Below are 24,219 nucleotides of genomic sequence, written 5' to 3'. Positions count from 1 at the left end.
GTTCCCCGGGTATGAGCATCGACACCGGCAGGTACGGGATCTGGCTGCGCGCCGACGAGTGGTCCGCGGAGCTGGCGTCCGCGGCGGAGGACCTCGGCTTCGGCACGCTGTGGATCGGCGGGTCGCCCGACGGCGACCTGGCCGACGCCGAGCGACTGCTGGCGGCGACCGAGCACGTGCTGGTGGGCACGAGCATCGTCAACGTCTGGAAGGACGACGCCGCCACGGTCGCTGCCTCCGTCCACCGGCTCGCGGAGCGCTTCCCCGGCCGGTTCCTGCTCGGGGTGGGGATCGGTCACCCCGAGGCGCAGCGGGAGTACGCCTCGCCCTACCAGAGCCTGGTCGACTACCTCGACGCGCTGGACGCGGCGGGCGTGGCCCCCGAGCAGCGCGCGCTGGCCGCCCTCGGTCCGCGCGTGCTGCGGCTGGCCGGCGAGCGGACCGCCGGGGCGCTGCCCTACCTCACCACCCCCGAGCACACCGCCCGCGCGCGGGCCGAGCTGGGCGACGGCGTCCTGCTGGCGCCGGAGCACAAGATCGCGCTGCAGCAGGACCCGGCGGCGGCCCGCGACGTCGCCCGCCAGGCCGTCGCCCTCTACCTCCGGCTGAGCAACTACACCCGCAACCTGAAGACGCTCGGCTTCTCCGACGCCGACATCGCCGACGGCGGCTCGGACCGGCTGCTCGACGAGCTGGTCTACCAGGGCCCGGCGGACGCTGTCGCCGCACGGCTGGAGCGGCACCTCGCCGCCGGGGCCGACCACGTCGCCGTGCACCCGCAGTTCACCGACGGCGACGACCGTCCCGGTCAGCTCCGCGAGCTGGCGGCCGCGCTCGGTCTCTGACGACCGCGACCCGCCTCAGCCGCGGCGGCGCCGCCGCAGCCCCGCAGCCACCAGGCGGCGGAGCAGCTCGCGGCTGTCGGTGGGCACCGCGCCGAGCTCCACGGCGCGGTCGTACCGCTCCTGCGGCAGGTCGTAGTGGTCGCCCTGGAAGGCCCGCCGCGGGATGTCCAGGCCGGCGGCGAAGGCGTGCAGCTCCTCGTAGGAGTCGTCGCTGACCAGGTGCGACCACACCGTCCCGCGGTGCGGCCAGCGCGGCGGGTCGATCAAGATCATCGCCCCACCGTAACCGGGGCCGACCGGCTCCCGCCCGGGCCCACCTGCCAGGCTGGAGGCCATGTTCCGCCGCAGCGGCGCCGCCCTGAAGCGCATCGGCCTGGAGGTGCTGGGCTGGGGGCTGGTCGTGCTCGGCCTGGCCGCGCTGGTGCTGCCCGGCCCCGGGCTGCTGCTGCTCCTGCTCGGCCTCCTGGTGCTCTCGCAGCAGTACGCCTGGGCCCAGCGCTGGGTGGAGCCGGTGAAGCGGCGCGCGCTGCGGACCGCCGACGACGCCGTCAGCACCTGGCCGCGGCTGGCGCTGTCGGTTCTCAGCGTGCTCGTCGTGGCCGGGGTCGGCGTGCTCTGGGGGATCCGCCCGCCCGCCCCCGGCTGGTGGCCGGTGGACGACCGGTTCTGGTTGTTCGGCGGCTGGGCCACCGGCGGCACCGTCCTCGGCTCGGCCGTCCTGGCCCTGGTGCTGCTCGTCTGGAGCTGGTGGCGGCACCGCCGGCACGGTCCGGTCGCCCGCGTCTGACGGCCGGCCCCGCTCAGTCCTCGGCGCGGTGCACCGGCGCCCACTCCGGCCCGGTCTCACCCAGCGTCTCGTCGAGCTTGCTGAACAGCGGCGACGGCTTGCTCAACGGCGTGCCCGGCGCGATGTCGGTGCGCTGCCAGCGGGCCTGCTCCAACGCGTAGGAGCCCATCAGCACCGGGTAGTCCGGTCCGCCCTCCTCCGACACCTCGTGGATCTCCGGCAGCGCCGCCCACACCCCGCGACCGCCGAGGGCCTCGAAGACCAGCTGCGCCGAGTGCGGCAGGAACGGGGTGAGGAGGGTGTTGCAGTCCGAGACCACCTGCAGCGCGGTGTGCAGCACGGTGTCGCGGCGTCCCGGGTCGTCCTTGAGCTTCCACGGCTCGGTCTCCGACAGGTAGCGGTTGGCCAGCGTGACGATCCGCATCGCCTCACCGATCGCCTGCCGCACCTTGTTGCGCCCCAGCGCCTGCCCGACCGTGTCGAAGGCGGCCGCGGAGGCCTCCAGCAGGGCGACGTCGACCGGCTGCAGCTCCCCCGGCGCGGGGATGGCGCCGACGTTCTTGTGCGCCATCGACAGCGAGCGGTTGACGAGGTTGCCCCACTCGTTGGCCAGCTCGTTGTTGATCCGGCGGACGAACTCCTCCCAGGTGAAGTCGGCGTCCTGGTTCTCCGGGCCGGCCGCGGCGATGAAGTAGCGCAGCGCGTCCGGGCCGAACTCCTCCAGGAAGTCGCGGACGTAGATCACGGTGTTGCGCGACGTGGAGAACTTCGCCCCGCTCATGGTGAGGAACTCACTCGAGACCACCTCGGTGGGCAGGTTCAGCCCGCCGTAGGGGCCCGGGGTGCCGCCCTTGTCACCGCTGCCGCTCGCGCCGAGCAGGATCGCCGGCCAGATGACGGAGTGGAAGACGATGTTGTCCTTGCCCATGAAGTAGTACGACAGCGCCTCCGGGTCGTGCCACCACTTCTGCCAGGCATCCGGGTCGCCGCTGCGCCGGGCCCACTCCACCGAGGCGGAGAAGTAGCCGATGACGGCGTCGAACCAGACGTAGATCCGCTTCATCGGGGCGTCCCGCCAGCCCTCCAGCGGCACCGGCACGCCCCAGTCGAGGTCGCGGGTGATGGCGCGGGGCTGCAGGTCGTCGATGAAGTTCTGGCTGAACTTCAGCACGTTGGGACGCCAGTCGCGGCGCTCGCCCAGCCAGGCGGTGAGGCTCTGGGCGAAGGCGGGCAGGTCGAGGAAGAAGTGCTCGGTCTCGACGAACTCGGGCACCTCGCCGTCGATCCGCGAGCGCGGGTTCAACAGGTCGATCGGGTCGAGCTGGTTGCCGCAGTTGTCGCACTGGTCGCCGCGGGCGCCGTCATAGCCGCAGATCGGGCAGGTGCCCTCGACGTAGCGGTCGGGCAGGGTGCGTCCGGTGGACGGGCTGATGGCGCCCATCGACGTCTTCGCCACCACGTAGCCGTTCTCCTCCAGCGCGGTAAACAGCTGCTGCACCACCTCGCGGTGGTTGACCGTGGTGGTGCGGGTGTAGAGGTCGTAGGACAGCCCGAGCCCGCGCAGGTCCTCGGTGATCATCCGGTGGTACTTGTCGGCGGTCTCCCGCGCGGTCAGACCCTCCTTGTCGGCCTGCACCTGGATCGCCGTGCCGTGCTCGTCGGTGCCCGACACCATCAGCACGTCGTGACCGCTCATCCGCATGAACCGGGCGAAGATGTCGGAGGGCACCCCGAAACCGGACACGTGGCCGATGTGCCGGGGACCGTTGGCGTACGGCCAGGCCACGGCGGCGAGAACAGCAGTCATGCGCCGCACCCTACCCAGGACCGCACCCCGTCCCCGACCGCGATTCCCGGTGCCGGCCGGGGCACCGCGCGTCCGCCGGAGTTCACCACCTCGTGGCCCGCCGGTCGTTGTCTAGACCTCTGCGGCTCCGCGAGGATCGGACGCGTGACTGCCACCCCCGCGCCACGTCTGCGCACCCTGCTTCCCGCCGGCCTGCTGGCCGTCCTGCTGCCGGCACTGGCCTGGCCGCTGCCCGCCACCGCCCAGCCGACCGACGTCCCGCCGCACGACGCCGTGCCGGTGCCCGGGCCCGCCGATCCGGCCGCCGGACGGCTGCCCGCCGCCAGCAGCGACGAGGGCGGCTACGGCGTCCCGATCGGCGAGGACGACGGCGCCCGCGTACTGCTCGACCGGCAGGCCCGCCCGGTCGCCCCCGGTCTCGACCTCACCACCTTCGACTGGGTCGCGCGGGAGGGCTTCATCCGCGGCCAGGTGCTCACCGTCGAGCTCGGCGACGGCCGGATCACCGCCGACTACCTCGACTCCGGCCGGGTCACCGACCCCGAGCCGCTGGACGGCCCGGCCACCGAGCGCGGTGCGGTCGCCGGCGTCAACGGCGACTTCTTCGACATCAACAACACCGGCGCCCCGCTCGGCGTCGGGCAGGCCCAGGACGGGATCGTCAAGGGTCCGGTGCCCGGGCACGACCTGGCCGTCGGCTTCGACGAGGACGGGCTGGGCCACATCACCCGGGCGCTGCTGGAGGGCCGGGTCGAGCTGCCCGACGGCGGCAGCATCCCGCTGGCCGGCTACAACCAGCACCAGGTCGTCGCCGACGGCGTGGGCGCCTTCACCGAGCAGTGGGGCGAGGCCAGCCGGGCCCGGATGACCGAGGGCGCCACCCGCGTCCGCGAGGTCACCCTGGTCGACGGCGTGGTCACCGCGGTCGCCGACACCGCGGGCGCGGGTGCCATCGCGCCCGGCACCACCGTGCTGGTCGGCCGCGACGGCGGCGCCGACGCGCTGGCCGGACTGGTCGTCGGCGACGAGGTGGCCGTCAGCCACGAGCTGCGCTACGACGGCGCCGAGCTGGCCACCGCCCTCGGCGGCAACGTCACGCTGCTGGAGGACGGCGAGGTCGTCCCGCACACCGACCCGGCCGCCCACCCCCGCACCGCGATCGGCTTCGACGAGGACGGCGACACCGCCTACCTCGTCTCCATCGACGGCCGGATCGCGCAGAGCCGCGGGATGACCTACACCGAGCTCGGCGGCTTCCTCAAGGAGCTGGGCGCCGACGACGCGCTCAACCTCGACGGCGGCGGGTCGTCCACCATGCTGGCCCGCGAGGCCGGCGAGGACGACCTCGACGTCGAGAACACCCCGTCCGACGGGTCGCTGCGCGCGGTGCCGAACGGTCTCGGGCTGTTCGCCGCCGAGGGCTCGGGCCGCCTCGACGGGCTGCGCGTGGTGCCCGCCGCCGACGAGGAGGACGAGGACCTGCTGCGGGTCTTCCCCGGCCTGACCCGCCGCCTGGACGCCCTCGGCCACGACGAGACGCTGGCCCCGGTGGCGACCAACCGGCTCACCTGGCGCTCCACCGACGTCCAGACCGGCTCGGTCCGCGACGGTGTCGTCACCGGGAAGCAGCCCGGACCGCTCACCGTCGAGGCCCGCGACCGCCGCGTCACCGGCTCGCTCGAGCTGGAGGTGCTGGAGCCGCTGGACCGCGTCCGCCCCTCGGTCGACACCGTCAACCTGCCCGACGCCGACGCCCGCGGCAGCTTCCGCATCATCGGCGCCGACCACGGCGGGTTCGAGGCCCCGCTGGAGCCCGCCGACGTCGAGCTCGACTACGACGAGAGCGCCGTGACGATCGAGCCCGACGGCGCCGGCGGCTGGGACGTCACCCCGCTGACCGAGACCGCCTCGGTGGTCGTCACCGCCACCGCCCAGGGCCAGACGACCAGCCTCGGCATCACCGTCGGGGTCGAGGAACGGGTGCTCGCCGACTTCGACGACGGCATCGACGGCTGGCGGTTCGGCTCGGCCCGTGGCAGCGGCTCGCTGGCACCCGCCGAGGGCGAGGACGGCAGCGGCGCGCTCACCATCGACTACGACTTCACCGCCTCGACCGCCACCCGGACGGCCTATGCCAACGCGCCCGCACCGTTCGCGATCGAGGGCCAGCCGCTCTCGGTCGGCGCCGACGTGCTCGCCAGCGGAGAAGGCGAGTGGACCGCCTTCACCGTCATCGACGCCGAGGGCCGCAGCAGCGCGCTGTACGGGCCCTACCTCACCGAGCCCGGCTGGCAGCGGGTCGAGGTGGCCATCCCCCAGACCCTCGCCTTCCCCATCTCGATCAGCCGGTTCACCGTGATCGAGACCAAGGCCAACCGCTCCTACCGCGCGGCCACCACGATCGACGACCTGTCGGTGCAGGTCGCCCCGACCGTCCGCACCCCACCGGCGGAGCGGGTCACCGACGACGTCGTCGTCACCGACGGCACGCTCGGCACCGAGGGGCGGAAGTGGCGGTTCGCCGTCGTCTCCGACGCCCAGTTCACCGCCGCCAACCAGTCCCTGGTGCCGGCGGCCCGGCGCACCCTGCGCGAGGCCGTCGCCGCCGACCCCGACTTCGTCGTCATCAACGGCGACTTCATCGACACCGCCTACCCCGAGGACCTGGCCCTGGCGCGCACGGTGATCGAGGAGGAGCTGGAGGGGAAGGTGCCCTGGTACTACGTGCCGGGCAACCACGAGATCTACGGCCCCGGAACCATCGCCCCCTTCGAGGCCGAGTTCGGGCCGGCCCAGCACTCCTTCGTGCACGAGGGCACCCGGTTCGTGCTGCTCGACTCCTCCACCGGGACGCTGGGCGGCGGCGGCTTCAAGCAGTGGCAGCTGCTCGACCAGGCCCTCGACGCCGCGCGGGCGGACGCGTCGGTGAACGGGGTCGTGGTGATGTGGCACCACCCGCCGCGCGACCCGTCCCCGCTCAAGGCCAGCCAGCTGAGCAACCGCTACGAGGCCGAGGTGGTCGAGGACCTGCTCGCCGACTTCCGCGCCGAGACCGGCAAGGGCGCGGCCTTCATCGGCGCCCACGTCGGAGCCTTCTCCGCCGCCTCGGTGGACGGCGTCCCGTACGTCGTCAACGGCAACATGGGCAAGGCGCCCTCCACCGACCCGGCCGACGGCGGCTTCGCCGGCTGGAGCCTGGTCGGCATCGACCCCGACGCCGGTGCGGTGCCGGCCGACGAGCGCGGCCGCGGGCACGCCGAGCCGGCTGACCCGTGGATGCAGGTCGAGATGCGCCCGCACGTCGACGAGCTCGCGCTCGACGCGCCCGCCGAGCTGGGCGTCGGCGCGACGGCGCAGGTGGAGGCGACCGTCACCCAGGGCGAGCGGTCGTTCCCGGTGGCCTACCCGGTGAGCGCGGACTGGTCCGGCGCCCGGGTCAGCATCGGCGAGCAGCGGCCGGGCCGGGAGGCGGTGGTCGCCCTCGACCCGGCGACCGGTCGGCTGACCGCGCTCCGGCCCGGCACCGCGACGCTGTCGGTGACCGTGAACGGCGTCACCGAGCGGGCGGAGGTGACCGTCACCGGCTGAGCCGGGGCTCAGGGGTGCAGGACGAGCTTGCCGACGTGCTCACGGCGGGCCAGCTCCTGCTGGGCCCGCGCCGCCTCGGTCAGCGGGAACGTCGCGGCGACGACCGGCTGGACGTCCCCGCGCCGGGCCAGCTCGACCAGCAGCTCGAAGTGGCGGCGGGTGTGCATCGAGGAGCCGACCAGCTGCGCGTTGTGCAGGTAGAGCCGGCGCACGTCCACCGTGACCTGGTAGCCGCCCAGCGCGCCGGCGACCACCCAGCGCCCGCCCTCGCGCAGCAGCGGCAGCCCATCGGCCACCAGCGCACCGGCCACCACGTCGAGCACCACGTCGACGCCGTCCGGGGCGAGCTCGCGGACCTGCGCGACGACGTCGCCGCCGCGGTCGACCACCGCGTCCGCCCCGGCGTCGTGGACGGCCTCCGTCTTGCTGCCGCTGCTGATCGCCAGCACCCGTGCGCCGCGGGCCCGGGCCAGCTGCACCGCCGCGAGCCCGACACCGCCGGAGGCACCGGAGACCAGCACCGTCTCCCCCGCGGCGAGCCGTCCCCGCTCGACCATGCCCAGCGCGGTGCCGTAGGCGGTCGGCAGGCTCGCGAGCTGGTCGTCGGTCAGCGGGGAGCCGGTGACGTCGTGCACCTGCTCCGCCGGCGCGGTGACGTAGCCGGCGTACCCGCCGTCGCGCTCGCTGCCCATCAGGCCGACCGGGTTCGCGTCGGGCCCGTCGCCGTCGTACCCGGCCGGGTCGACCAGCACCCGACGGCCTCCCAGGTCGTCGTCGACGCCGGCACCGACCGCGACCACCCGGCCGGCGACGTCGGCGCCCTGGACGCGCGGGAACTCCACCGGCCCGCGCCAGCCCGACAGCGCGTCCGGGTCGCCCGGGCGTCCGTAGGCGCCCTCCCGCGTCCACAGGTCGGTGTTGTTGAGCGCCGCGGCGGCCACCTGCACCAGCACCTCGCCCGGCCCCGGTGCCGGCACGGCGACGTCGGCCACCTCCAGCACCTCCGGTCCGCCGTGGCCGGTGATCCGCACCGCCTGCATCGTCTCCGGCACCTGCATCTCCGTCTCCTCCCTCGGTATACTGATCTGTGAAGTCCAGAGTACACAGATCAGTAAAAGGAGGCTCCGGTGTCGGAGGTGCGACAGTTCAGTGCGGCCGGGCGGCGGGTGCTTGCCGCGGCCGAGGAGCTGTTCTACGAGCGCGGCATCACCGCCGTCGGCGTCGACCTGGTCGCCGAGCGCTCCGGCGTCACCAAGCGCACCCTCTACAACCAGTTCGGCTCCAAGGACCAGCTGGTGACGGCCTACCTCGGCGAGCGCGACCGGCGCTGGCGCGCACTCGTCCGGAGCACCGTCGACGACTGCGCCGATCCCCTCGACGCCGTCACGGCACCCTTCGAGGCGCTGCGGGAGTGGAGCCGGACCAGCACGCGCGGGTGCGCCTTCGTCAACGCGCTGGCCGAGCTGCCCGACCCCGACCACCCCGCGCACCGGGTCGCGACCGAGCAGAAGCGCTGGCTGCGTGACCTGTTCGTCGAGTGCGCCACGGCCGCCGGATGCCCCGACCCGGCCATCCTCGCCACCCAGCTGCTCGTGCTGCACGAGGGAGCTCTGGCCACCCAGCCGCTCGCGCTCGACACCCTGTCGGCCACCACCGACCTCGCGCGCGCCCTGGTCCGGGCCGCCGCCGGCGAGACCGGGTAGCCACCGGGACGGCCGGGCGGCGGGCGTCCCACCCTGCGGGTCGGGCGTTGCCGGTGCCCGCACGACCGGGGGAGGATGGAGCCACTCCCAGCCCGAAGAGGTGCTCTCCGACATGGCCGTCACCGAGACGATCTCCGACCCAGCCGACCACCCCGCCGAGACCGCGCGGCGCCCGGTCGACCCGCTGCACTTCGACTACTCCCCGTGGTCGTTCTGGCGCGAGGCCGACGAGGAGGCGCAGCAGGCGCAGCGGCAGCGCCAGCAGGACGCCCTGGCTGCCCGGCCCGGCTGGTCGCTGGGTGAGCGGTGCTTCCTCAGCGAGCACGCCTCGCTGCAGAACACCACGCTCGTGCTGGGCGACCGGAGCTACGTCGCCGCCCACGCCTACCTCAGCGACGAGCTGGTCGCCGGCCGCGACTGCACCATCAACGCCTTCACCGTGGTGCGCGGGCGGATCCGGCTGGGCGACGGGGTGCGGATCGGTGCGCACACCTCGCTGCTCGGCTTCAACCACACCATGAGCGACCCCGACGTCGAGGTGTTCCGCCAGCCGATCAGCAGCCGCGGCATCACCATCGGCGACGACGTGTGGATCGGCTCGCACGTGGTGGTGGTCGACGGTGTCACCGTGGGCGACAAGGCGATGCTGGCCGCCGGCGCGGTCGTCACCAAGGACGTCCCCGCGGGCGCGGTGGTCGGGGGCAACCCGGCGCGGGTGCTGCGCTGGCGGGTGCCTCCGGCCGACGGCGTCCCGACCGACGGCGCGGCCGACGCCCTGGCCGAGCGGCTGCTGGCCCACCTCGAGCGGGCCCGGGAGCAGGGGCAGGACGTGCTGGCCCGCTGCTGGGAGCCGGGACTGCCGGACGGGCAGTTCCTCGACCGTCCCGGCGCCCGGCCGACGGTCCGCGCCCAGTGCGACGCGATCGAGATCGCCGACCTCCTGATGGGCACCACGCCGCCGCAGCTGCCGGCCGCCGACCAGGGCGACCGGCTGGCGGGCTGGCAGGACCCGGCCACCGGCCTGGTCCCCGAGCTGGACGAGACCGGCCGTCCCGGTCCGGCGGCGCGCGACTGGCACGACGGCCCCGCCGGCTACCACATCCTCAGCGTCGGCTACGCCCTGGACGTGCTGGGTCGCGGGTTCGAGCACCCGGTGCACGCGGTCAGCGGTCGCAGCCCGGACGACCTCGTCGAGGCGGTGGAGGGCCAGCCGTGGAGCACCCGCGCCTGGGGCTCGGGGGCGTTCGTCGACCACCTCGGGACCGCCCTGCGCTGGGACGTCCCGCGCGGCGTCCCCGGTAGCACCGAGCTGCTCGCCACGCTGATGGGCTGGATGCACGTCCGCGCCGACCGGCGCACCGGCATGTGGGGCACCAGCAGCGGTTCCGACGGGATGCTGCAGGTGGTCAACGGCTTCTACCGCGCCTCGCGCGGCACCTACGCCCAGTTCGGGCTGGCGCTGCCCTACCCGGAGCGGGTGGTCGACACCACGCTGGCGCACGCCGCCGAGCCCCGGTTCTTCGCGCCCGAGCGGCAGAACGCCTGCAACGTCCTCGATGTCGCCCACCCGCTGTGGCTCGCTGGCCAGCAGACCACGCACCGGCGCGAGGAGGTGGTCGCGCTGGCCTCCCGCCTGCTCGGCGACGCGCTCGGGCACTGGACCGACGGCCAGGGCTTCGGCTTCCAGGCCCCCGGCGCGGTTGGCGTTCCCGCCACCGTGCCCGGGCTGCAGGGCACGGAGATGTGGTCGGCCATCCTCTGGCTGCTGGCCGACCTGGTCGGGCTGTCCGCGCTGATGCCGCGCCGGCCGCGCGGCGTGCACAAGCCCGAGCCGGCCGTCCTCCTGCCCCCGATCGGCTGAGGTCTCGTCCGAAAGCTGTCGATAGCGGACCATCAGGCCGTATAGGGGGCTGATGGTCCGCTATCGACATCTTCCGGAAGGGCGTGGTGCCGGGATCGCCCTTTGACAGGCTCAGGGCGCTGTCGTCCGACCCTGTCGGCTGACCCGATCGGAGCGCGCTGAGCCTGTCGGAGCGCGAGCATTGCGCCGCCCCTCGACAGGCTCACGGACGACCTCGGCGGGCTAGTTGCCGTCGACGACGTCGAGCTCGATGCGGTCGCCGACGCCGTCGGGCCAGCGGATCTCGAGGAGGGTGCCGTCGAGGGACACCCCGGGCAGCACGGGCTCGTGCTCGGCGAGCACCACGGCGACCACCTGCACGGCCCCGGGGCGGACGTCGTCGGCGGCGGCCCAGGGCACGACGAGCCGGCGGCCGAAGGGGTTCTCGGCCTCGTGCACCGACGAGCCGACGCGCAGGTCGCCGAGCAGGGGGTGCACCGCGCTGACCGCGGGGGCCCGGTGGACGTCCTCGGTGGGGGTCGCCCAGCCCGAGAGCACCAGGGTCAGCGGCAGCGGATCGGCACCGTCGGCGCGCAGCACCGCCACCCGCACCTCGACGGCACCGCGCAGCACCGACCAGGTGTGCAGGACCTCCCCGGGCCGCGGCTCCAGCCGTCCGTCGGCGTCCATCAGGACGACGTCGTGCCGGCTCCCGGCCAGGGCACCGGTGACCACCGTGGACGTCAGCGGACGCCGCTGCGACCAGCGTCCCGCCGCGTCCCGCACGGCCACCAGGTTGTCCGCCACCGGTTCCAGGTCGTCGGGTGCGCCCGTGGTCGGTGCCGCTGCGGCGCCCGGGCTCACGGGCACCGGCGCGGTGGCGGTGGAGTAGGCGAACCGGCAGTACTGCGGGTCCTCCGGGCCGGGGGCGGCGCCGCTGTGGTCGACGCCGTGGTTGACCACCCGGACGATGCCGTCGGTGGGCGGGCCGACGAGCCAGCCGACCGGCTCGACCGCCAGCGTCGTCGGAGCGGCGTCCTCGACCGGCTCCGGCTCGTTCCACACGGGGTGGTCCTCCCCCAGCACCAGCCCGGCGAAGCCGAGGCTCGACCAGTACGGCGACCCCGGGCCGGAGTAGGGCTGGCGCATCACCTCGTGCCGGCCCAGCCAGCCGAGGCTGAGCAGGTCGTGCTCGTCGTAGGCGTCGTGCTCGACGAACCAGCGCAGCGCGGCGCTGCCGACCCGGCGCACCTCCCCCGCCGGCACCGTGTCCAGCTCGAACACCGGGCCCGCCCACAGCGCCCCGGTGGTGGCGAAGCGGTAGACCAGCGAACGGCCCTGGTACAGCGGCGCGCCGTCGGGGCCGAACAGCCGCACCAGCTGGGGCACCAGCGCCGCCATCCGGGAGCGGCTCGTCTCCAGCAGCCCCGGCGCGGCGGCCTCGCCGGAGATCCGGCAGTACCACAGCGAGAACAGCTGCATGACCCAGGGGTTGTACCAGTCGACGTTGCCCGCGCGGCCGTCCGGACGACCGTCGGTGTACCAGCCGTCGCCGAGGTAGCAGCCGTCGAGGAAGGCCAGGTTGTCGGCCACCTCCTGCTCGTCGACCGGCCCGCCGACCGAGCGCAGGAAGGCCTGCGTCACGTTCTGGAACCAGCGCCAGTTGCTGTTGCCGTAGTCGGCCCCGAGCGAGCCGGCCAGCCACTCGACCAGCCGGTCCCGGACGCCGCTCTCGAGCCGGTCCCAGATCCAGGCCCGCGACTCGTGCAGGGCGATCGCCACCGCCGCCGCCTCCACCCGGGCCTGACGGACCTCGTCCAGCCGCGGCCACCGGTCGACCGCGGACGGGTCCGCGCCGGCCGCCAGCCCGGCGGCGTACCAGCCGGCGTGGTCGTGCGGGTCCTCCGACGAGCCGGCCAGCCGGAACGCCGCCGCCAGGAACGAGCGGGCGAACGCCTCCAGGCCGTCGCTGGCCCGTCCCGCCACCGAGTCCGGACCCGGCAGCTCGAACCGGGCCTTCCCGGGGCTGGCCCAGCGCCGCAGCGCCAGCAGGGAGAGGTCGGCCACCCGCTCGTGGTGGGCGCGGGTCCACCCCGTCGCCGGGGAGAGCGTGCGGTCCAGCGGCATCGCGGCCAGCTCGGCAGCGATGCCGCGCGGGGCGTCGGGCTCGGTCATGGGGGTCCTCCTCGGACGCCCGGGCGGGCACGGGCCTGCTCGGCCCGGGCCCGCCCGGAGCACATCGGTCAGCGCGGGGCGGAGCCGGACTGCAGCTGCTCCTGGTACTCGGTGCGCATGGCGTCACCGACCTCCTGGCGCCAGGTGTCGACCAGGCTCGTCAGCGAGTCGGCGGGCTGGCGGCCCTGGACGATCTCGTTGACCCCGTCGAGGAACTTCTTGTCGGCGGTGGCGTTGTCGGTGGCGGCCGCGTTGGAGTACAGACCGATCGCCGGGTTGGTCTTCCCGGTGGGGATCTCCAGCGACTGGTAGGCGTGCTGGACGTCCGCGTCGTCCGGCCGGCCCGGCTGGTAGATCGTGTACGGGCTGTCGGCCAGGTAGCGGATCGGGATGACCGTGTTGGTCTGGCCCTGCTTGGTCAGGACCGGGTTGCCCAGGTCGTCCTTCTCGTGGTCGACACCCTCCTCGCCGTACAGCCGGTAGAGGTACTCCTCGGTGCCGAACGGGGCGGCCAGGTAGTTGAGCACCCGCAGCCGCTCGCGGATCTTCTCCGGGTCGTCGTTCTGGGTCAGCAGGGTGATCGAGAAGAAGCCGCTGCCGTAGGTCCACGGGGCGAGCCCGCTGCCGTCGCGCAGGTAGGACGGCATCAGACCCAGCTCGAAGTCCGGGTTGCTCGCGTTGTCCAGGATGTACTGGTTCCAGCCCGGGTAGCCGTCGTCGGTGATGGCGATGGTGCCCGCGTTGAACAGCTGCTTGAACGGGTTGGCCGGGTTGAAGGCGTCGGGGTGGATGACGCCGGCGTCCCACAGCTCGGTCAGGTCGCGGACGGTCTGGGCGAACTCCTCGGTCTCGTAGCGGTGGGTGAAGGTGCCGCCCTCCTCCTTCCAGACGTTGGGCTCGTCGTTCATCCGGCCGAGGATGACGCGGACCTGACCGATGAGGCCGAAGGCCCAGCGGCGACGGGCCGGATCGGTCAGCGCCGTGGCGGCCTCGCGCAGCTCCTCGTAGCCCTTGAGCTCGGTGGGCGCGCCGACCTCGTCGAAGAGGTCCTTGCGGATGAACTGGTAGGCGCCGATGGCCCCGCGCGGGATCGGGATGCCGTAGATGCCGCCGTTGTAGACCGCCGACCGCCAGGAGCGGGTCGGGATGTTGGCCAGGTTCGGGTACTCGTTGATGGCGTCCCCGGCCAGGTACTCGGTGAGGTCGGTGAAGCGCCGCTCCAGCAGCTGCGGCAGGTTGGGCACCGGCACCGGGCTGCCGTTCGGCGTCTGCACCAGGTCGGGCAGGTCGTTGCCGGCGATGGTGGTGGCGAAGCGCTGCTGGTAGTCGGCGGCGCTGACCATCTGCAGCTGCAGGTCGGTGTTCATCCGCTCGTTCAGCCCGCGCCAGTAGCTGTTGCTGTCCGGGCCCGGCGGCACCGCGAAGTAGATGTTGGCCAGACCGGTGATCGTCGCGCCCGTCCCGGGCACCTCGGGCACCGACCTCGGGTTCTCGGTCGGGAAGGTGCGGAAGGCCGGGTCGACCCCCTGCTCGGTGCCCGGCAGGTCCGGGGTGACACCCGTGTAGGGGGTGTAGGTGGGCAGCTGCACGGCGGTGTTGGCCGCGGCGGAGTTGCGCTCCTCGCTGCCCCCGCCGGAGCAGCCGGAGAGGCCGAGGCCCATGAGGAGGGCGGAGCTGCCGGCGCCGGCGAGCAGCTGGCGACGGGTGAAGGCTGCGGGTGACATGGAGGATCCTCTCTGATCCGGTGTGTGATGGGTTGGATGGGCTTCGGTGGTGGCGGGCCGGACGTCAGTGGGCGACGGGGTCCCCGGCCGGCGGGCTGGCGCGCGGGTCGACGGGTCCACGGTGGAACACCATCCGCACCTGCCCCTGCTGTGGGCCGTCGGTCGGTGTGAGCAGGAGCCGCCAGAGCCGCTCCCCCCACAGGAACCTCAGGTAGGGGTCGTCGAGGTCGCGGGTCTCGACGTCGACCCGCGCTCCCTCCACGTCCAGCACGAGCGTGCCGGTGGCCGTGCGGAGCCCGACCCGGCAGACGCGCTGGCCGTCCTCGACGTCGCCGAGGTGCGGTTCGACGGCGAGGGTCAGCGGGAGCACCAGCGAGCTCACGCCGGCGCCCTGCCAGGTGTCGGTGACCTCCACCCGCCCGGCCGTGCGGTCCAGGATGGCGGTGCGGACGTAGGACTCCAGCCCGGCCCCGGCCGGCCAGGCGGGGGCGAGGTCGGCGGTCAGACCCACGCAGCCGTCCGCCTCCTCCAGCCGGACGGCCCGGGCGGCGTGCTCGCCACCGGGCTGCTGCACCGTGCCGCTGACGACCGGCAGGCTGTGCCAGTCGCTGTTCATCTCGAACAGCTCGTAGCGCCGTGGCCCGAAGGTCTGCCCGCTGTAGACGCCGACGGCCGGGTCGACGACGACGTGCTGGCCGTCGAGGGCGATCGACAGCCCGCCGACGTCGTTGTGGTTGTGGTGCTCGGCGTTGTGGCCGGCCTTCATGCACAACATCAAGCCCTCGGCGCTGCCTCCGGTCTGGCGGGCGGTGAGCACCTGCAGGTCGGGGAACCACCGTTGCTGCGGGAACGGTGGGTCGCAGGATGGGGCGTCGGCGTACCCGGGCTCGAAGAGCTCCGACAGCCCACGCCACAGGCTCGCCCTCGCCCGCTCGTGCCGCCCGCTCGGGAGGTCGCGGAGGTGGACGGCGAGCTGGCGGGCCTCCGGGTCGTCGAGCAGCCGTCCCGCCCGGTGCAGCACGGAGGCCTCGAGCAGCCACTGCCCGTGGCCGTCGGCGTGCTGGACCATCCTCCGCCCGCCGACGTGCATCGCGACCGGGTACCGCGACAGCACGGCGACCTCCGGCACGCCGAACCCGTCCAGCCGGCCGCCGCTGGCCCCCCGCAGGGCCTCGAGGCAGTCGAGCAGCTTGGCCGGGCCGACCGCCCAGTAGGACTGCCCCTCCGAGCAGCCGCCGTCGGGCAGCAGCTGGGCGACGTAGGCGTCCAGGGAGGCGATCACCTTGCTGACGAGGACGGCGCGGCGGTCCGCGTCGGCCTCGGTGAGCAGGGCGGTCACGAGCAGGTTGGAGCAGATCCAGGGGGTCCAGTTGTTGGGGTTGCGGTCCTCCTTGGCCAGCCACTGCCAGTCGTCGCGCTCCAGCACCGGGGTGAGCAGGCGGCGGTCGATCTCGGCGACGACGCGCTCGTCGAAGGCCTCGCCGCCGGCCGCGACCAGCCGCTCCCCCATGACGTGGCGGGTCCAGGCCAGCTGGGCACCGGACTCGGCCGCGAACAGGTCGACCACCGGTTCGTCGGTGGCCGGGAGCGGCAGCCGGGCGTGCCGTCGTGAGAAGGAGTGCGCCGGCAGGCCCCAGAACGACTCCTCGCAGATGGACCAGACCGCGTCCATCACCGGGTCGTCGAAGCGGGCGTCGCCGGTCAGGCCCGCACCGAGGACCAGGTCGCGGAGGAGGCTGCGCCGGGCGAAGTGGCTCAGCTCGAACCTGGCCCGGTTGCCCACGCGGTGGAACTCGGCGAACAACGAGGCGCGCAGCTCGGGCCAGGGGGTCGTCAATGCGGCCTCGGCCCGCTCCACCACCTCGCGCCGACGGGGGGCCGGCACGGCGTCCCAGGCGGCGCGCTCGGCCACGGTCGGGAAGGGGTGCCAGGTCCCGAGGGCCTCCCGCACCACCGCCGGCGGCATGATCGCCGTCAGCGGACCCCGCCCGTAGGGCAACGTCGGGTCAGCCGGCAGGTCGTAGGGGCGGACCTCGTCGACGGGCGAGGACGCCTCAGGGGTCGCCCTCACCGTCCCGGCTCCTTCGACCCGTGCCGGCGGGGCCCGTCCCACCCCACCGGCTGGACGGAGTCCTCGGCACCGGCCGCGTCGACGCGACGCCCGGGCGCTGTGGATGGCACGGTGACTCCTTTCCGGTCGGTGGCGTGGGGGCGGGGCTCAGCCCTTGACGGCGCCGATCATCACGCCCTTGGCGAAGTGGCGCTGGATGAACGGGTAGACGAGCAGGATCGGCACGACGGCGATGACGAGGATCGCCATCTGCAGCGAGAGCTGCGGTGGCAGCGCCTCGGTCGCCCCGAGCTGGTCGCCGCCGATGGAGGTCTGGTTGACCACGTAGGTGCGCAGCACCAGCGCCATCGGCCACTTGTCGGTGCTCTGGATGTAGAGCAGTGCGTTGAAGAATGCGTTCCAGTAGGAGACGGCGTAGAACAGCCCGATCACCGCCAGCACCGCCTTGGACAGCGGCAGCACGATCCGGAACAGGATGGTGGCGCTCGAGGCGCCGTCGATGGCGGCGGACTCGAACAGCTCCCGGGGCAGGTCCTGGAAGAAGGCCCGCATGACGATGACGTTGAAGGCGTTGATCATCACCGGGAGGATCAACGACCAGTAGGAGTCGATGAGCCCGAGCTGGCGCACCACCAGGTAGGTCGGGATCAGACCCGGGGTGAAGAGCACCGCACCGAGCACCAGCAGCGTCATCGGCTTGGCGCCGGCCGCCCCGGACCGCGACAGCCAGTAGGCCAGCCCGGCGGTGGTGGCCAGCGACAGCAGGGTGCCGACCACGGTGATGAGGATCGAGATGATCATCGCCCGGGTGACGACGCCACCACCCAGCACCGCGGTGTAGGAGGACAGGTCGATCGGGCCGGGCCACATGACCATGCCGCCGGCAGCGGCGTTGATGGTCTCCTGGGAGGCGAGCGAGGTGGCGATGATCGACCAGAAGGGGACGATCACCAGCGCGACCGAGATCCCCAGCACGAGGGTCTTGCCGATCTGCACCAGCAGGCTGGGCTTCTCCATCCAGACCGGACGCTTGCGCTCGCCGGTGCGGGCGCTGGCCTTCATCTCGTCGCGCACGGTGTCCGTGCCGATGGTGGACTCCTGTGTGCTCACTTCTCGTACACCCCTCTCTCACCGAACACGTGGGCCAGCTTGTTGGCCCCGATCACGAGCAGCACCCCGACGATCCCCTTGACCAGGCCGACCGCGGCCGAGAGGCCCCAGTCGCCGCCGAGGATGCCGTTGTTGTAGACGTAGGTGTCGAGCACCTCGCTGGCCGGGATGCCGACCGGGCCCTGCTGCAGGATGATCTGCTCGAAGCCGACCGACAGGCTCTGGCCCAGGCGCAGGATCAGCAGCAGGATGAACAGGCCCTTGAGCGCCGGCAGCGTGATGTGCCACAGCCGCTTCCAGGAGTTGGCGCCGTCCACGGCGGCGGCCTCGTACTGCTCCTGGTCGATCCGCGAGATCGCGGCCAGGAAGATGATGGTGCCCCAGCCGGCGTCCTTCCAGATCACCTGCGAGGTGAGCAGCGCCTTGAACAGCTCCGGGACGCCGATGATCTCGACGATCGGCAGGCCGTTCTGCACCAGGAAGGTGTTGAGCATGCCGGCGTTGCCCAGCATCTGCTGGAACAGCGACACCACGATCACCCAGGAGAGGAAGTGCGGCAGGTAGAGCACCGACTGCAGCACCCGCTTCAGCCGCTCACCGGCGAGGCTGCTGAGCAGCAGCGCCAGCACCAGCGGGATGGGGAAGACCAGCACCGTCTGGATGAGCGTCAGCACCAGCGTGTTGTAGAGCGCGGTGAGGAACTCGGGGTCGGCCTCCCAGAGGAAGGAGAAGTTCTCCAGCCCCGTCCACTCCGACTCCCCCACGCCCAGGTAGGGCTGGTAGTCCTGGAAGGCGATGACGTTGCCGAGCAGCGGCACGTACTGGAACATCAGCAGCGCCACGGCGCCAGGCAGTCCCAGCAGCACCAGCAGCCGGTCGCGGGTCCAGCGGTTCGTCCGGCGGCGGTGGTCGCCACCGCGGTCGGCCGGCAGCACCGCGCCCATCGCGCGGGCACGGGGGGTGTCTCGTAAGCGCTTGCTTGACTGGTCGAGCGCCATGTCGTTCTCACCTGCTTCGTCGGAGGTCCGTCGCGTCACGCTGCCCGGAGGCCGAGCCTGCCCGGCGGGGGTGGCGACTGCGGCACAGTCAATCCCGGACGCGTGGGATGTGGCAAGACCTTGCCACAACTTTCTCCTCGGCCCGGCGGCAAAGAGCCGCCGGGCTCCGGAGGTCAGGCCACCAGCGAGCGGAGGTAGGCCAGGTTGTCGGCGGTGCGCTCGGCCAGCGGGAGCTCGGTGGAGAAGTCCTCCACCGTCACCCAGCCGTTGTAGCCGTGCTCGGCCAGGGCGCCCAGGTAGGCGGCGACGTCGGCCTGGCCCGCCCGCAGCGTCGCCCACCCGAACTCCCAGTCCACCGTGCCGTCGTCACGGGTGCCCGTGCTGCGCCAGACGCCGTTCTTGACGTGCACGTGCGCCAGGTAGGGACCCAGCAGCTGGAAGGCCCAGCGGTGGTCCTCCTGGCCCTCGGCGAGCAGGTTGCCGAGGTCGTGGATGACGCCCACGGCCGCCGGGTCGAGCCCGTCGAGCAGCCGCAGCGCCGAGGAGGCCGACGCCGTGAGCGTGCGGTGGTGCAGCTCGACCAGCGCCTTGACGCCGTGGGCCGCGGCCCGCTCGGCGACCCAGGCGTAGGCCTCGCGGACCCGGTCGAAGACCTCGGGGTAGGTCTCGTCCGCGCCCACCCCGGGCACGCTGACCCGCAGCTGCTTGGCGCCGACCGCCGCGGTGGCGGCGATCACGCGTTCGACGTCCTCGCGGCGGGTGGCCGGCACGTAGGGGCAGAGCCCGGAGATCTCCAGCCCGGCCTCCTTGCTGACCCGCGCGATCTCCTCGACCGACTCCTCCAGCCCGGTCAGCGGCCAGGTGGCCTGGTTGCCGCGCCAGAAGCCGGGCTTGCCGTCAGGGCTGCCCGGGTCGTCGACGACCCGCCACTCGATGCCGTCGTAGCCCTGCTCGGCCAGCGTGCGGGCGGCCTCCTCGGGCGTCCACTCCGGGGTGGAGGCGGTGAAGACGGAGAACCTCATGCCGGCACCCCCACGGTGGCCGGGGTGGCGCCGGGGACGACCGGCTCCACGTCGTCGTGGCGGCCGTCGAGGACGTCCTGCACCTGGACGGCCTGGCCGAGGGCGGCCGAGACGTAGATCGAGCGCACCAGGGCCTGGGAGAGCAGCGCGTCCTCGGCCCCCACCAGCGGGGCGCGGCCCTCGCTGATCGCCGCGGCGATGTCGTCGTACTGGCGCAGGTGGCCGGCGACGAACTTGTCGGGCTCGTTGCGCGAGCCGGCGAACTCGTCGCCGAGAGCGGCCTCGGCCTGGTTGCCGGTGACCTTGGCCGCGCGCAGGTTGTCGGCGGCCTCTCCGTCACCCACGTGCAGGTAGCGCAGCTCGTCGTTGTCGATGATCGCCGAGCCGCGGGTGCCGTGCACCTGGACGCGGGTGGTCAGGCCCGGGTAGGCCGCGGTGGTGCAGAAGATGGTCGCCAGCGCACCGGACTCGAAGCGGACGGTGGCCGTGGCGGTGTCCTCCACCTCGACCCGCTCGTGGGCCAGCTGGGCCACGTGGGCGAAGACCTCGACCGGGCGGCCGAGGAACCAGCGGAGCAGGTCGACGGTGTGCACGCCCTGGTTCATCACCGCGCCGCCGCCGTCGAGCTCCCAGGTGCCGCGCCAGTCGCCGGAGTCGTAGTAGCCCTGGCTGCGGTACCACGACATCGAGGCCAGCGCGCAGGTGAGGGTGCCGAAGCCGCCCTCGTCGAGGGTGCGCCGCACCACCACCGCCCCGGGGTCGAAGCGGTGCTGGCTGATCACCGAGACGACCTGCCCGCGCTCAGCGGCCTCGGCGGCCAGGCGGGTGAAGCGGGCGCTCTTGGAGACGGTGACGTCGAGCGGCTTCTCGATGACCACGTGCAGGCCACGGGCCAGGGCCTGCTCGGCCTGGTCGACGTGCATCCCGCTCGGGGTGCAGATGGCGGCCAGGTCGGCGCCACCGGCGGCCAGCGCGGTGTCGAGGTCGGTGTACTCCTGCGGGGCCGTCCCGCCCTCGTCGACGACGGCCTGCGCCACGGCGCTCGCGCGCTCGGCGACCGGGTCGACCAGGCCGACCACCTCGAAGGAGGGGTGCCGGGTCAGCACGATGCCGTGGTGCTTGCCGATGACGCCGCAGCCGACGACGAGGACGCGCACGGGCCCGGACGTCGGTGTGGGGCTGGAGGTGGTGCTCATGGCAGGGGGACTCCTCAGGAGGTTCTCGGGCGGGGTCCGGCGGTGGCGCCGGAGCCGGTCGGCGGGCGGGTGCCCTGCTCCACGACGGCGTCGGCGGGAACGGGCTCGCTGCCCACGACGTCGTGGCTCATGGTCGTGCAGCGTAGATCCGGCGCTGGCAACAGCGGAAGTGGTTTGCCAAGAAGTTGCCATGGTGGTTCGATCTCGGCATGGCGTCCCCAGTTGCGCCGGTCGGCGGCGCGGCCGGGCGCACCACCCTGGCCGACGTGGCCGCGCGCGCCGGGGTGGCGGTCTCGACGGTCTCGCGCGCCCTGTCCGACCCCGGACGGGTCAACGTGCACACCCGTCACCGGATCGAGGTGGCCGCCGAGGAGCTGGGCTACCGGTCCTCGCGTCCGGCCCGTCCACCGGCCGGCGAGGGGGTGCGGACCGGGGTCGTGGCCGTCCTGGTGCCCAACATCAGCGACCCGTTCACCGTCGACCTCATCCGCGGCACCCACCACGAGCTGCGTGCCGCCGGGCGGCACCAGCTGCTGATCGACACGGAGGGATCGGACGCGCTGGAGGAGGTGCTGCTGACCCGAGCCAAGGACCTCTGCGACGGGGCGGTGCTGGGCATCCCCCGGCTGCCGGACGCGCGGATCGACGCGCTGGAGCGGGCGACGGTGCCGCTGGTGACCATCAACCGCCCCCGGCGGCAGGGCGGCAGCGTGGTCCTCGACACCGCGGCGGGCATGGCCGAGGCGGTCGAGCACCTGGTCTCGCTGGGACACCGCCGGATCGTCTACGTCAGCGGGCCGCGGACGTCCTGGTCGAGCGAGCGGCGCTGGCGCAGCATCAGCCGGACCGCCGCCCGGCTCGGGGCGAAGGCCACCCGCACCGGACCACACCCGCCGTCCCACGCCGCCGGCACGGGTGCCGCGGAGGCGGTGGTGAACCTCGGCGCCACCGCGGTGATCGCGTTCAACGACATGATCGCCATCAGCATGCTGCAGCGTTTCGCCGAGCGCTCCGTGCGGGTGCCCGAGGACGTCAGCCTGGTGGGGTGCGACGACACCTTCATCGGGGCGTGCACCTCCCCCGCCCTGACCACCATCGCCAGCCCGACCGAGCGCGCTGCGCGGACGGCGGTGTCGCTGCTGCTCACCGGCGGGACCGAGCGCCGCTCGGTGGTGCTGCCCACCCACCTGGTGGTGCGGGGCTCGACCGGGCCGGTGCGCTCCTGAGCACCCGGGCCAGACCTGCGTACCGGTGGCGACACCGGGGCGCCTGCGGCCGCGCCGAGCGCCTTCCGTGTCGTCCGGAGCGGGCCGGGTACCCAGCTGAGGTGAGCCAGGACGACCGCGTGAGCCGCCCCACCTTCTGGCTGATGGTCGTCCCGAGCGTGCTGCTGGCTGCGCTGTTCCTGCTGGCGCCGGGCGCCCTGACCCGCCGGCTCGGGCTGCGGGACCCGCGCAGCACCACCCTGGCGCGGTGCCTGGGCGTCCGGCAGGTCGCGGTGCTCGCGGCGTTCGTCCGCCGGCCGGCCAGTGCCCGGCTGTGGATGTTCGTCGCCGAGGACGTCATGGACGTGGCCCTGAGCCTGCTGCTCCTGCGCGGGCGGCCTCCGGCGCATGCGGCCCGCCGAGCGGCCCTCGTCGTCGCGATCGGGCTCACCGTGGCCGACCTGCTCATCACCGTCCTCGCTCGTCGGTCCGCCCGCCGGGTCCGGACCCGCGGAGCCGTCCGCCCACGGCGCTGAGTGCGGACGAACCGCGTAGACGTCGTGGCGCTTGCGACTCTCCTGCCTTGTGCGCTGAGCAGAGCCGCCGGCACGCATCCTGGTGGGTGGCGCCTTCCTCTGCACAGAAGCCGCATTCGCCGACCCTTCCGTAGGGCAACCAGTGAGCAGGGGTTCCGAACGCCCTTGGCGGCCAGCTTGGGGAGCTCCTCGGCTCGCTCGAAAACCATCGCTTCTGCACCGGGTGTCGGTGGCGCCAACATCCACTCTCGCGGCCGGATCCTCCGGGCTCTGAGGGCGCCGACTAGGATCATCGCGATGTCACGTTCCTAGAGCGCGCCCCTGACCTGCCAGTTCCCACTGGTAGGCCAGCTTGGCGCGCTCACGTTCTCGCCCCACAGCGAAACGGTCCTCTGGAGCGCACATCCAATGCCCGACTTTTCCTCGTTCGATCCTGCCTTCCTACCGCAGGGGTTCGGCCAGTCCGAAGCACTCGACCTCGACCAGTTCGTAGACGACACCCTCACGCTCACGACGATCGAGGGCACCGAAGATTTCCTTCAAGCCGACCTGTCCAGCGTCTCCGACATCGTGAGCACAGCTCGACACCGCGCTGCGGTCACCGTTCATGTGCAAGGCACGCTCCGCCGGCTCCACGCTTCACGGCTCTACTCCACCGCCGCGATTCCCCTCCCCGGCCCACTGCGTCAAGAACCCAACCTCACGCCACTCCTCCACTCACTGCAGCGCGGGACCCTCCGTACCCTCACCACCGACCATCCGATCCGCTTCCGCGTGGGCTCAGCCGACTCAAACCTCCGCCAACGAGTCATCGGAAACATCGAAGCCTCTCTCGGCTGGATCAACGACCCAGCCGACTGGGACGTCAACATCACCACCGACCACGCCAGCTGGACAGCCCAACTCGGAGCCCTGTACTTCAGTCGACGGTTCCCGGCTCTGGATCGAGTGCCCTGGTCCACCACACCGCTGGTGGCCGAGACCCTGGTCCGCCTCGCCAAACCGACCTCGGGTGCACGTGTTCATGACCCATGCTGCGGCACGGCGACGCTGCTCATCGCCACCCGTTACAACACGTCTGGGGCGCAGCTGAGCGGCACCGACCATGACGCCAGCACGCTGGCAATCGCCCGGGCGAACCTGCAACGCCACGACGTCTACGCCGAGCTCACGCTCGCAAACGCGACCCCGATCTCGGCAGAGAGCGGCAGCTTGGACCGAGTCATCTCGAACCTGCCCTTCGGCAAGCAAGTAGGCAGCCACGAGAGCAACGCCAGCCTCTATCCCGCACTGCTCCACGAAATCGCACGGACTCTCAACCGGAGCGGACGCGCCGTCCTGCTCACTGAGGACAAGCAACTCCTCCGTACCACCGTGCAACGCACCAAAGGTCTGAAGCTCGTCAAGGAGCGACTCTTCCGATACAACGGTGCCACTCCCAGCGCCTTCGTGCTCACCCGCACACGACGGTGAGAGACGCGCAAGTGGCGGGCTCAGAAACGATCGTCACTGGCCACATACGTCATTGGTGAGGTATCCCTCTTTCGGTTCGCTACCGGGCGCCGCGGGCCGTTGCACTACTACACCGACCGGCCAGGGCCCGGCGTGGTCG

18 protein-coding genes are annotated in these 24,219 nt (G+C 72.9%); 8 read left to right on the top strand and 10 right to left on the bottom strand.

All coding sequences use genetic code 11. The features are described 5' to 3' along the window. Positions 1-11: 11 nt before the first annotated feature. Positions 12-845 carry a TIGR03620 family F420-dependent LLM class oxidoreductase gene (locus DT076_RS13590; RefSeq protein WP_114127229.1) on the top strand — a complete coding sequence of 278 codons (834 nt, stop codon included), beginning with the start codon at positions 12-14 and terminating at the stop codon, positions 843-845. A 15-nt stretch (positions 846-860) separates the two neighbouring features. Here the strand turns inward: DT076_RS13590 and DT076_RS13585 are convergent, their stop codons facing one another. Continuing rightward, on the bottom strand, positions 861-1,118 hold the full coding sequence (locus tag DT076_RS13585) for a DUF4031 domain-containing protein (RefSeq protein ID WP_114127228.1): 258 nt from the start codon (positions 1,116-1,118) through the stop codon (positions 861-863). Between the two features lie 61 nt (positions 1,119-1,179). Here DT076_RS13585 and DT076_RS13580 point away from each other — a divergent pair, with 61 nt between their 5' ends. Continuing rightward, positions 1,180-1,632, top strand: coding sequence for a PGPGW domain-containing protein (locus DT076_RS13580; protein ID WP_114127227.1), 453 nt, complete (start codon positions 1,180-1,182; stop codon positions 1,630-1,632). A gap of 13 nt (positions 1,633-1,645) precedes the next feature. On the opposite strand, the gene metG is transcribed toward DT076_RS13580, so the two are convergent. Next, positions 1,646-3,439, bottom strand: a complete 1,794-nt coding sequence (gene metG / locus DT076_RS13575) for a methionine--tRNA ligase (protein ID WP_114127226.1) — start codon at positions 3,437-3,439, stop codon at positions 1,646-1,648. A 144-nt stretch (positions 3,440-3,583) separates the two neighbouring features. On the opposite strand from metG, the gene DT076_RS13570 reads away from it, so the two are divergent. After that, complete coding sequence (locus tag DT076_RS13570) at positions 3,584-7,027, top strand: phosphodiester glycosidase family protein (protein WP_114127225.1); 3,444 nt, start codon at positions 3,584-3,586, stop codon at positions 7,025-7,027. Positions 7,028-7,035: 8 nt separating this feature from the next. On the opposite strand, the gene DT076_RS13565 is transcribed toward DT076_RS13570, so the two are convergent. Continuing rightward, positions 7,036-8,085, bottom strand: a complete 1,050-nt coding sequence (locus DT076_RS13565) for a zinc-binding dehydrogenase (RefSeq protein WP_114127224.1) — start codon at positions 8,083-8,085, stop codon at positions 7,036-7,038. Between the two features lie 69 nt (positions 8,086-8,154). Between DT076_RS13565 and DT076_RS13560 the strand changes: the two genes are divergently transcribed. Then, a complete protein-coding gene (locus DT076_RS13560; RefSeq protein WP_114127223.1) occupies positions 8,155-8,730 on the top strand; it encodes a TetR/AcrR family transcriptional regulator in 576 nt (191 codons plus the stop codon). Positions 8,731-8,842: 112 nt separating this feature from the next. Then, on the top strand, positions 8,843-10,591 hold the full coding sequence (locus DT076_RS13555; protein WP_114127307.1) for an acyltransferase: 1,749 nt from the start codon (positions 8,843-8,845) through the stop codon (positions 10,589-10,591). Between the two features lie 222 nt (positions 10,592-10,813). On the opposite strand, the gene DT076_RS13550 is transcribed toward DT076_RS13555, so the two are convergent. The 7 genes from DT076_RS13550 to DT076_RS13520 all read right to left on the bottom strand — a co-directional run bounded on the left by DT076_RS13550 (position 10,814) and on the right by DT076_RS13520 (position 20,866). After that, a complete protein-coding gene (locus DT076_RS13550; protein ID WP_114127222.1) occupies positions 10,814-12,745 on the bottom strand; it encodes a DUF2264 domain-containing protein in 1,932 nt (643 codons plus the stop codon). Between the two features lie 68 nt (positions 12,746-12,813). Then, positions 12,814-14,469 carry a type 2 periplasmic-binding domain-containing protein gene (locus tag DT076_RS13545; protein ID WP_114127221.1) on the bottom strand — a complete coding sequence of 552 codons (1,656 nt, stop codon included), beginning with the start codon at positions 14,467-14,469 and terminating at the stop codon, positions 12,814-12,816. Positions 14,470-14,533: 64 nt separating this feature from the next. Beyond that, on the bottom strand, positions 14,534-16,540 hold the full coding sequence (locus DT076_RS13540) for a heparinase II/III family protein (RefSeq protein ID WP_114127220.1): 2,007 nt from the start codon (positions 16,538-16,540) through the stop codon (positions 14,534-14,536). A 147-nt stretch (positions 16,541-16,687) separates the two neighbouring features. Next, positions 16,688-17,650, bottom strand: coding sequence for a carbohydrate ABC transporter permease (locus DT076_RS13535; RefSeq protein WP_233493959.1), 963 nt, complete (start codon positions 17,648-17,650; stop codon positions 16,688-16,690). Continuing rightward, positions 17,647-18,648, bottom strand: a complete 1,002-nt coding sequence (locus tag DT076_RS13530; protein ID WP_233493958.1) for an ABC transporter permease — start codon at positions 18,646-18,648, stop codon at positions 17,647-17,649. The genes DT076_RS13535 and DT076_RS13530 overlap by 4 nt, the downstream gene beginning before the upstream one ends. Before the next feature lie 173 nt (positions 18,649-18,821). Then, a complete protein-coding gene (locus tag DT076_RS13525) occupies positions 18,822-19,670 on the bottom strand; it encodes a sugar phosphate isomerase/epimerase family protein (protein ID WP_114127218.1) in 849 nt (282 codons plus the stop codon). Continuing rightward, entirely contained in the window at positions 19,667-20,866 is a 1,200-nt protein-coding gene (locus DT076_RS13520; RefSeq protein WP_114127217.1) for a Gfo/Idh/MocA family protein, read from the bottom strand. Before DT076_RS13520 ends, DT076_RS13525 begins: the two co-directional genes overlap by 4 nt. Positions 20,867-21,075: 209 nt before the next feature. Here DT076_RS13520 and DT076_RS13515 point away from each other — a divergent pair, with 209 nt between their 5' ends. The 3 genes from DT076_RS13515 (at position 21,076) to DT076_RS13505 (ending at position 24,080) form a co-directional block, all read left to right on the top strand. After that, positions 21,076-22,092 carry a LacI family DNA-binding transcriptional regulator gene (locus DT076_RS13515; RefSeq protein ID WP_114127216.1) on the top strand — a complete coding sequence of 339 codons (1,017 nt, stop codon included), beginning with the start codon at positions 21,076-21,078 and terminating at the stop codon, positions 22,090-22,092. 119 nt (positions 22,093-22,211) lie between these two features. Then, complete coding sequence (locus DT076_RS13510; RefSeq protein WP_114127215.1) at positions 22,212-22,607, top strand: hypothetical protein; 396 nt, start codon at positions 22,212-22,214, stop codon at positions 22,605-22,607. Positions 22,608-23,015: 408 nt separating this feature from the next. Further along, positions 23,016-24,080, top strand: coding sequence for a TRM11 family SAM-dependent methyltransferase (locus DT076_RS13505; RefSeq protein ID WP_114127214.1), 1,065 nt, complete (start codon positions 23,016-23,018; stop codon positions 24,078-24,080). Positions 24,081-24,219: the final 139 nt, after the last annotated feature.

The organism is Desertihabitans brevis (assembly GCF_003327535.1).
Lineage (GTDB): Bacteria > Actinomycetota > Actinomycetes > Propionibacteriales > Propionibacteriaceae > Desertihabitans > Desertihabitans brevis.
The sequence above is the reverse complement of the archived record's forward strand: the minus strand, read 5'-3'. Positions and strand labels throughout refer to the sequence as shown.

Coding starts and splice junctions, on each gene's coding strand:
- DT076_RS13590 (WP_114127229.1), top strand. CDS start 12: ATGAGCATCGACACCGGCAGGTACGGGATCTGGCTGCGCGCCGACGAG.
- DT076_RS13585 (WP_114127228.1), bottom strand. CDS start 1,118: ATGATCTTGATCGACCCGCCGCGCTGGCCGCACCGCGGGACGGTGTGG.
- DT076_RS13580 (WP_114127227.1), top strand. CDS start 1,180: ATGTTCCGCCGCAGCGGCGCCGCCCTGAAGCGCATCGGCCTGGAGGTG.
- metG (WP_114127226.1), bottom strand. CDS start 3,439: ATGACTGCTGTTCTCGCCGCCGTGGCCTGGCCGTACGCCAACGGTCCC.
- DT076_RS13565 (WP_114127224.1), bottom strand. CDS start 8,085: ATGCAGGTGCCGGAGACGATGCAGGCGGTGCGGATCACCGGCCACGGC.
- DT076_RS13555 (WP_114127307.1), top strand. CDS start 8,843: ATGGCCGTCACCGAGACGATCTCCGACCCAGCCGACCACCCCGCCGAG.
- DT076_RS13550 (WP_114127222.1), bottom strand. CDS start 12,745: ATGACCGAGCCCGACGCCCCGCGCGGCATCGCTGCCGAGCTGGCCGCG.
- DT076_RS13545 (WP_114127221.1), bottom strand. CDS start 14,469: ATGTCACCCGCAGCCTTCACCCGTCGCCAGCTGCTCGCCGGCGCCGGC.
- DT076_RS13530 (WP_233493958.1), bottom strand. CDS start 18,648: ATGGCGCTCGACCAGTCAAGCAAGCGCTTACGAGACACCCCCCGTGCC.
- DT076_RS13525 (WP_114127218.1), bottom strand. CDS start 19,670: ATGAGGTTCTCCGTCTTCACCGCCTCCACCCCGGAGTGGACGCCCGAG.
- DT076_RS13520 (WP_114127217.1), bottom strand. CDS start 20,866: ATGAGCACCACCTCCAGCCCCACACCGACGTCCGGGCCCGTGCGCGTC.
- DT076_RS13515 (WP_114127216.1), top strand. CDS start 21,076: ATGGCGTCCCCAGTTGCGCCGGTCGGCGGCGCGGCCGGGCGCACCACC.
- DT076_RS13505 (WP_114127214.1), top strand. CDS start 23,016: ATGCCCGACTTTTCCTCGTTCGATCCTGCCTTCCTACCGCAGGGGTTC.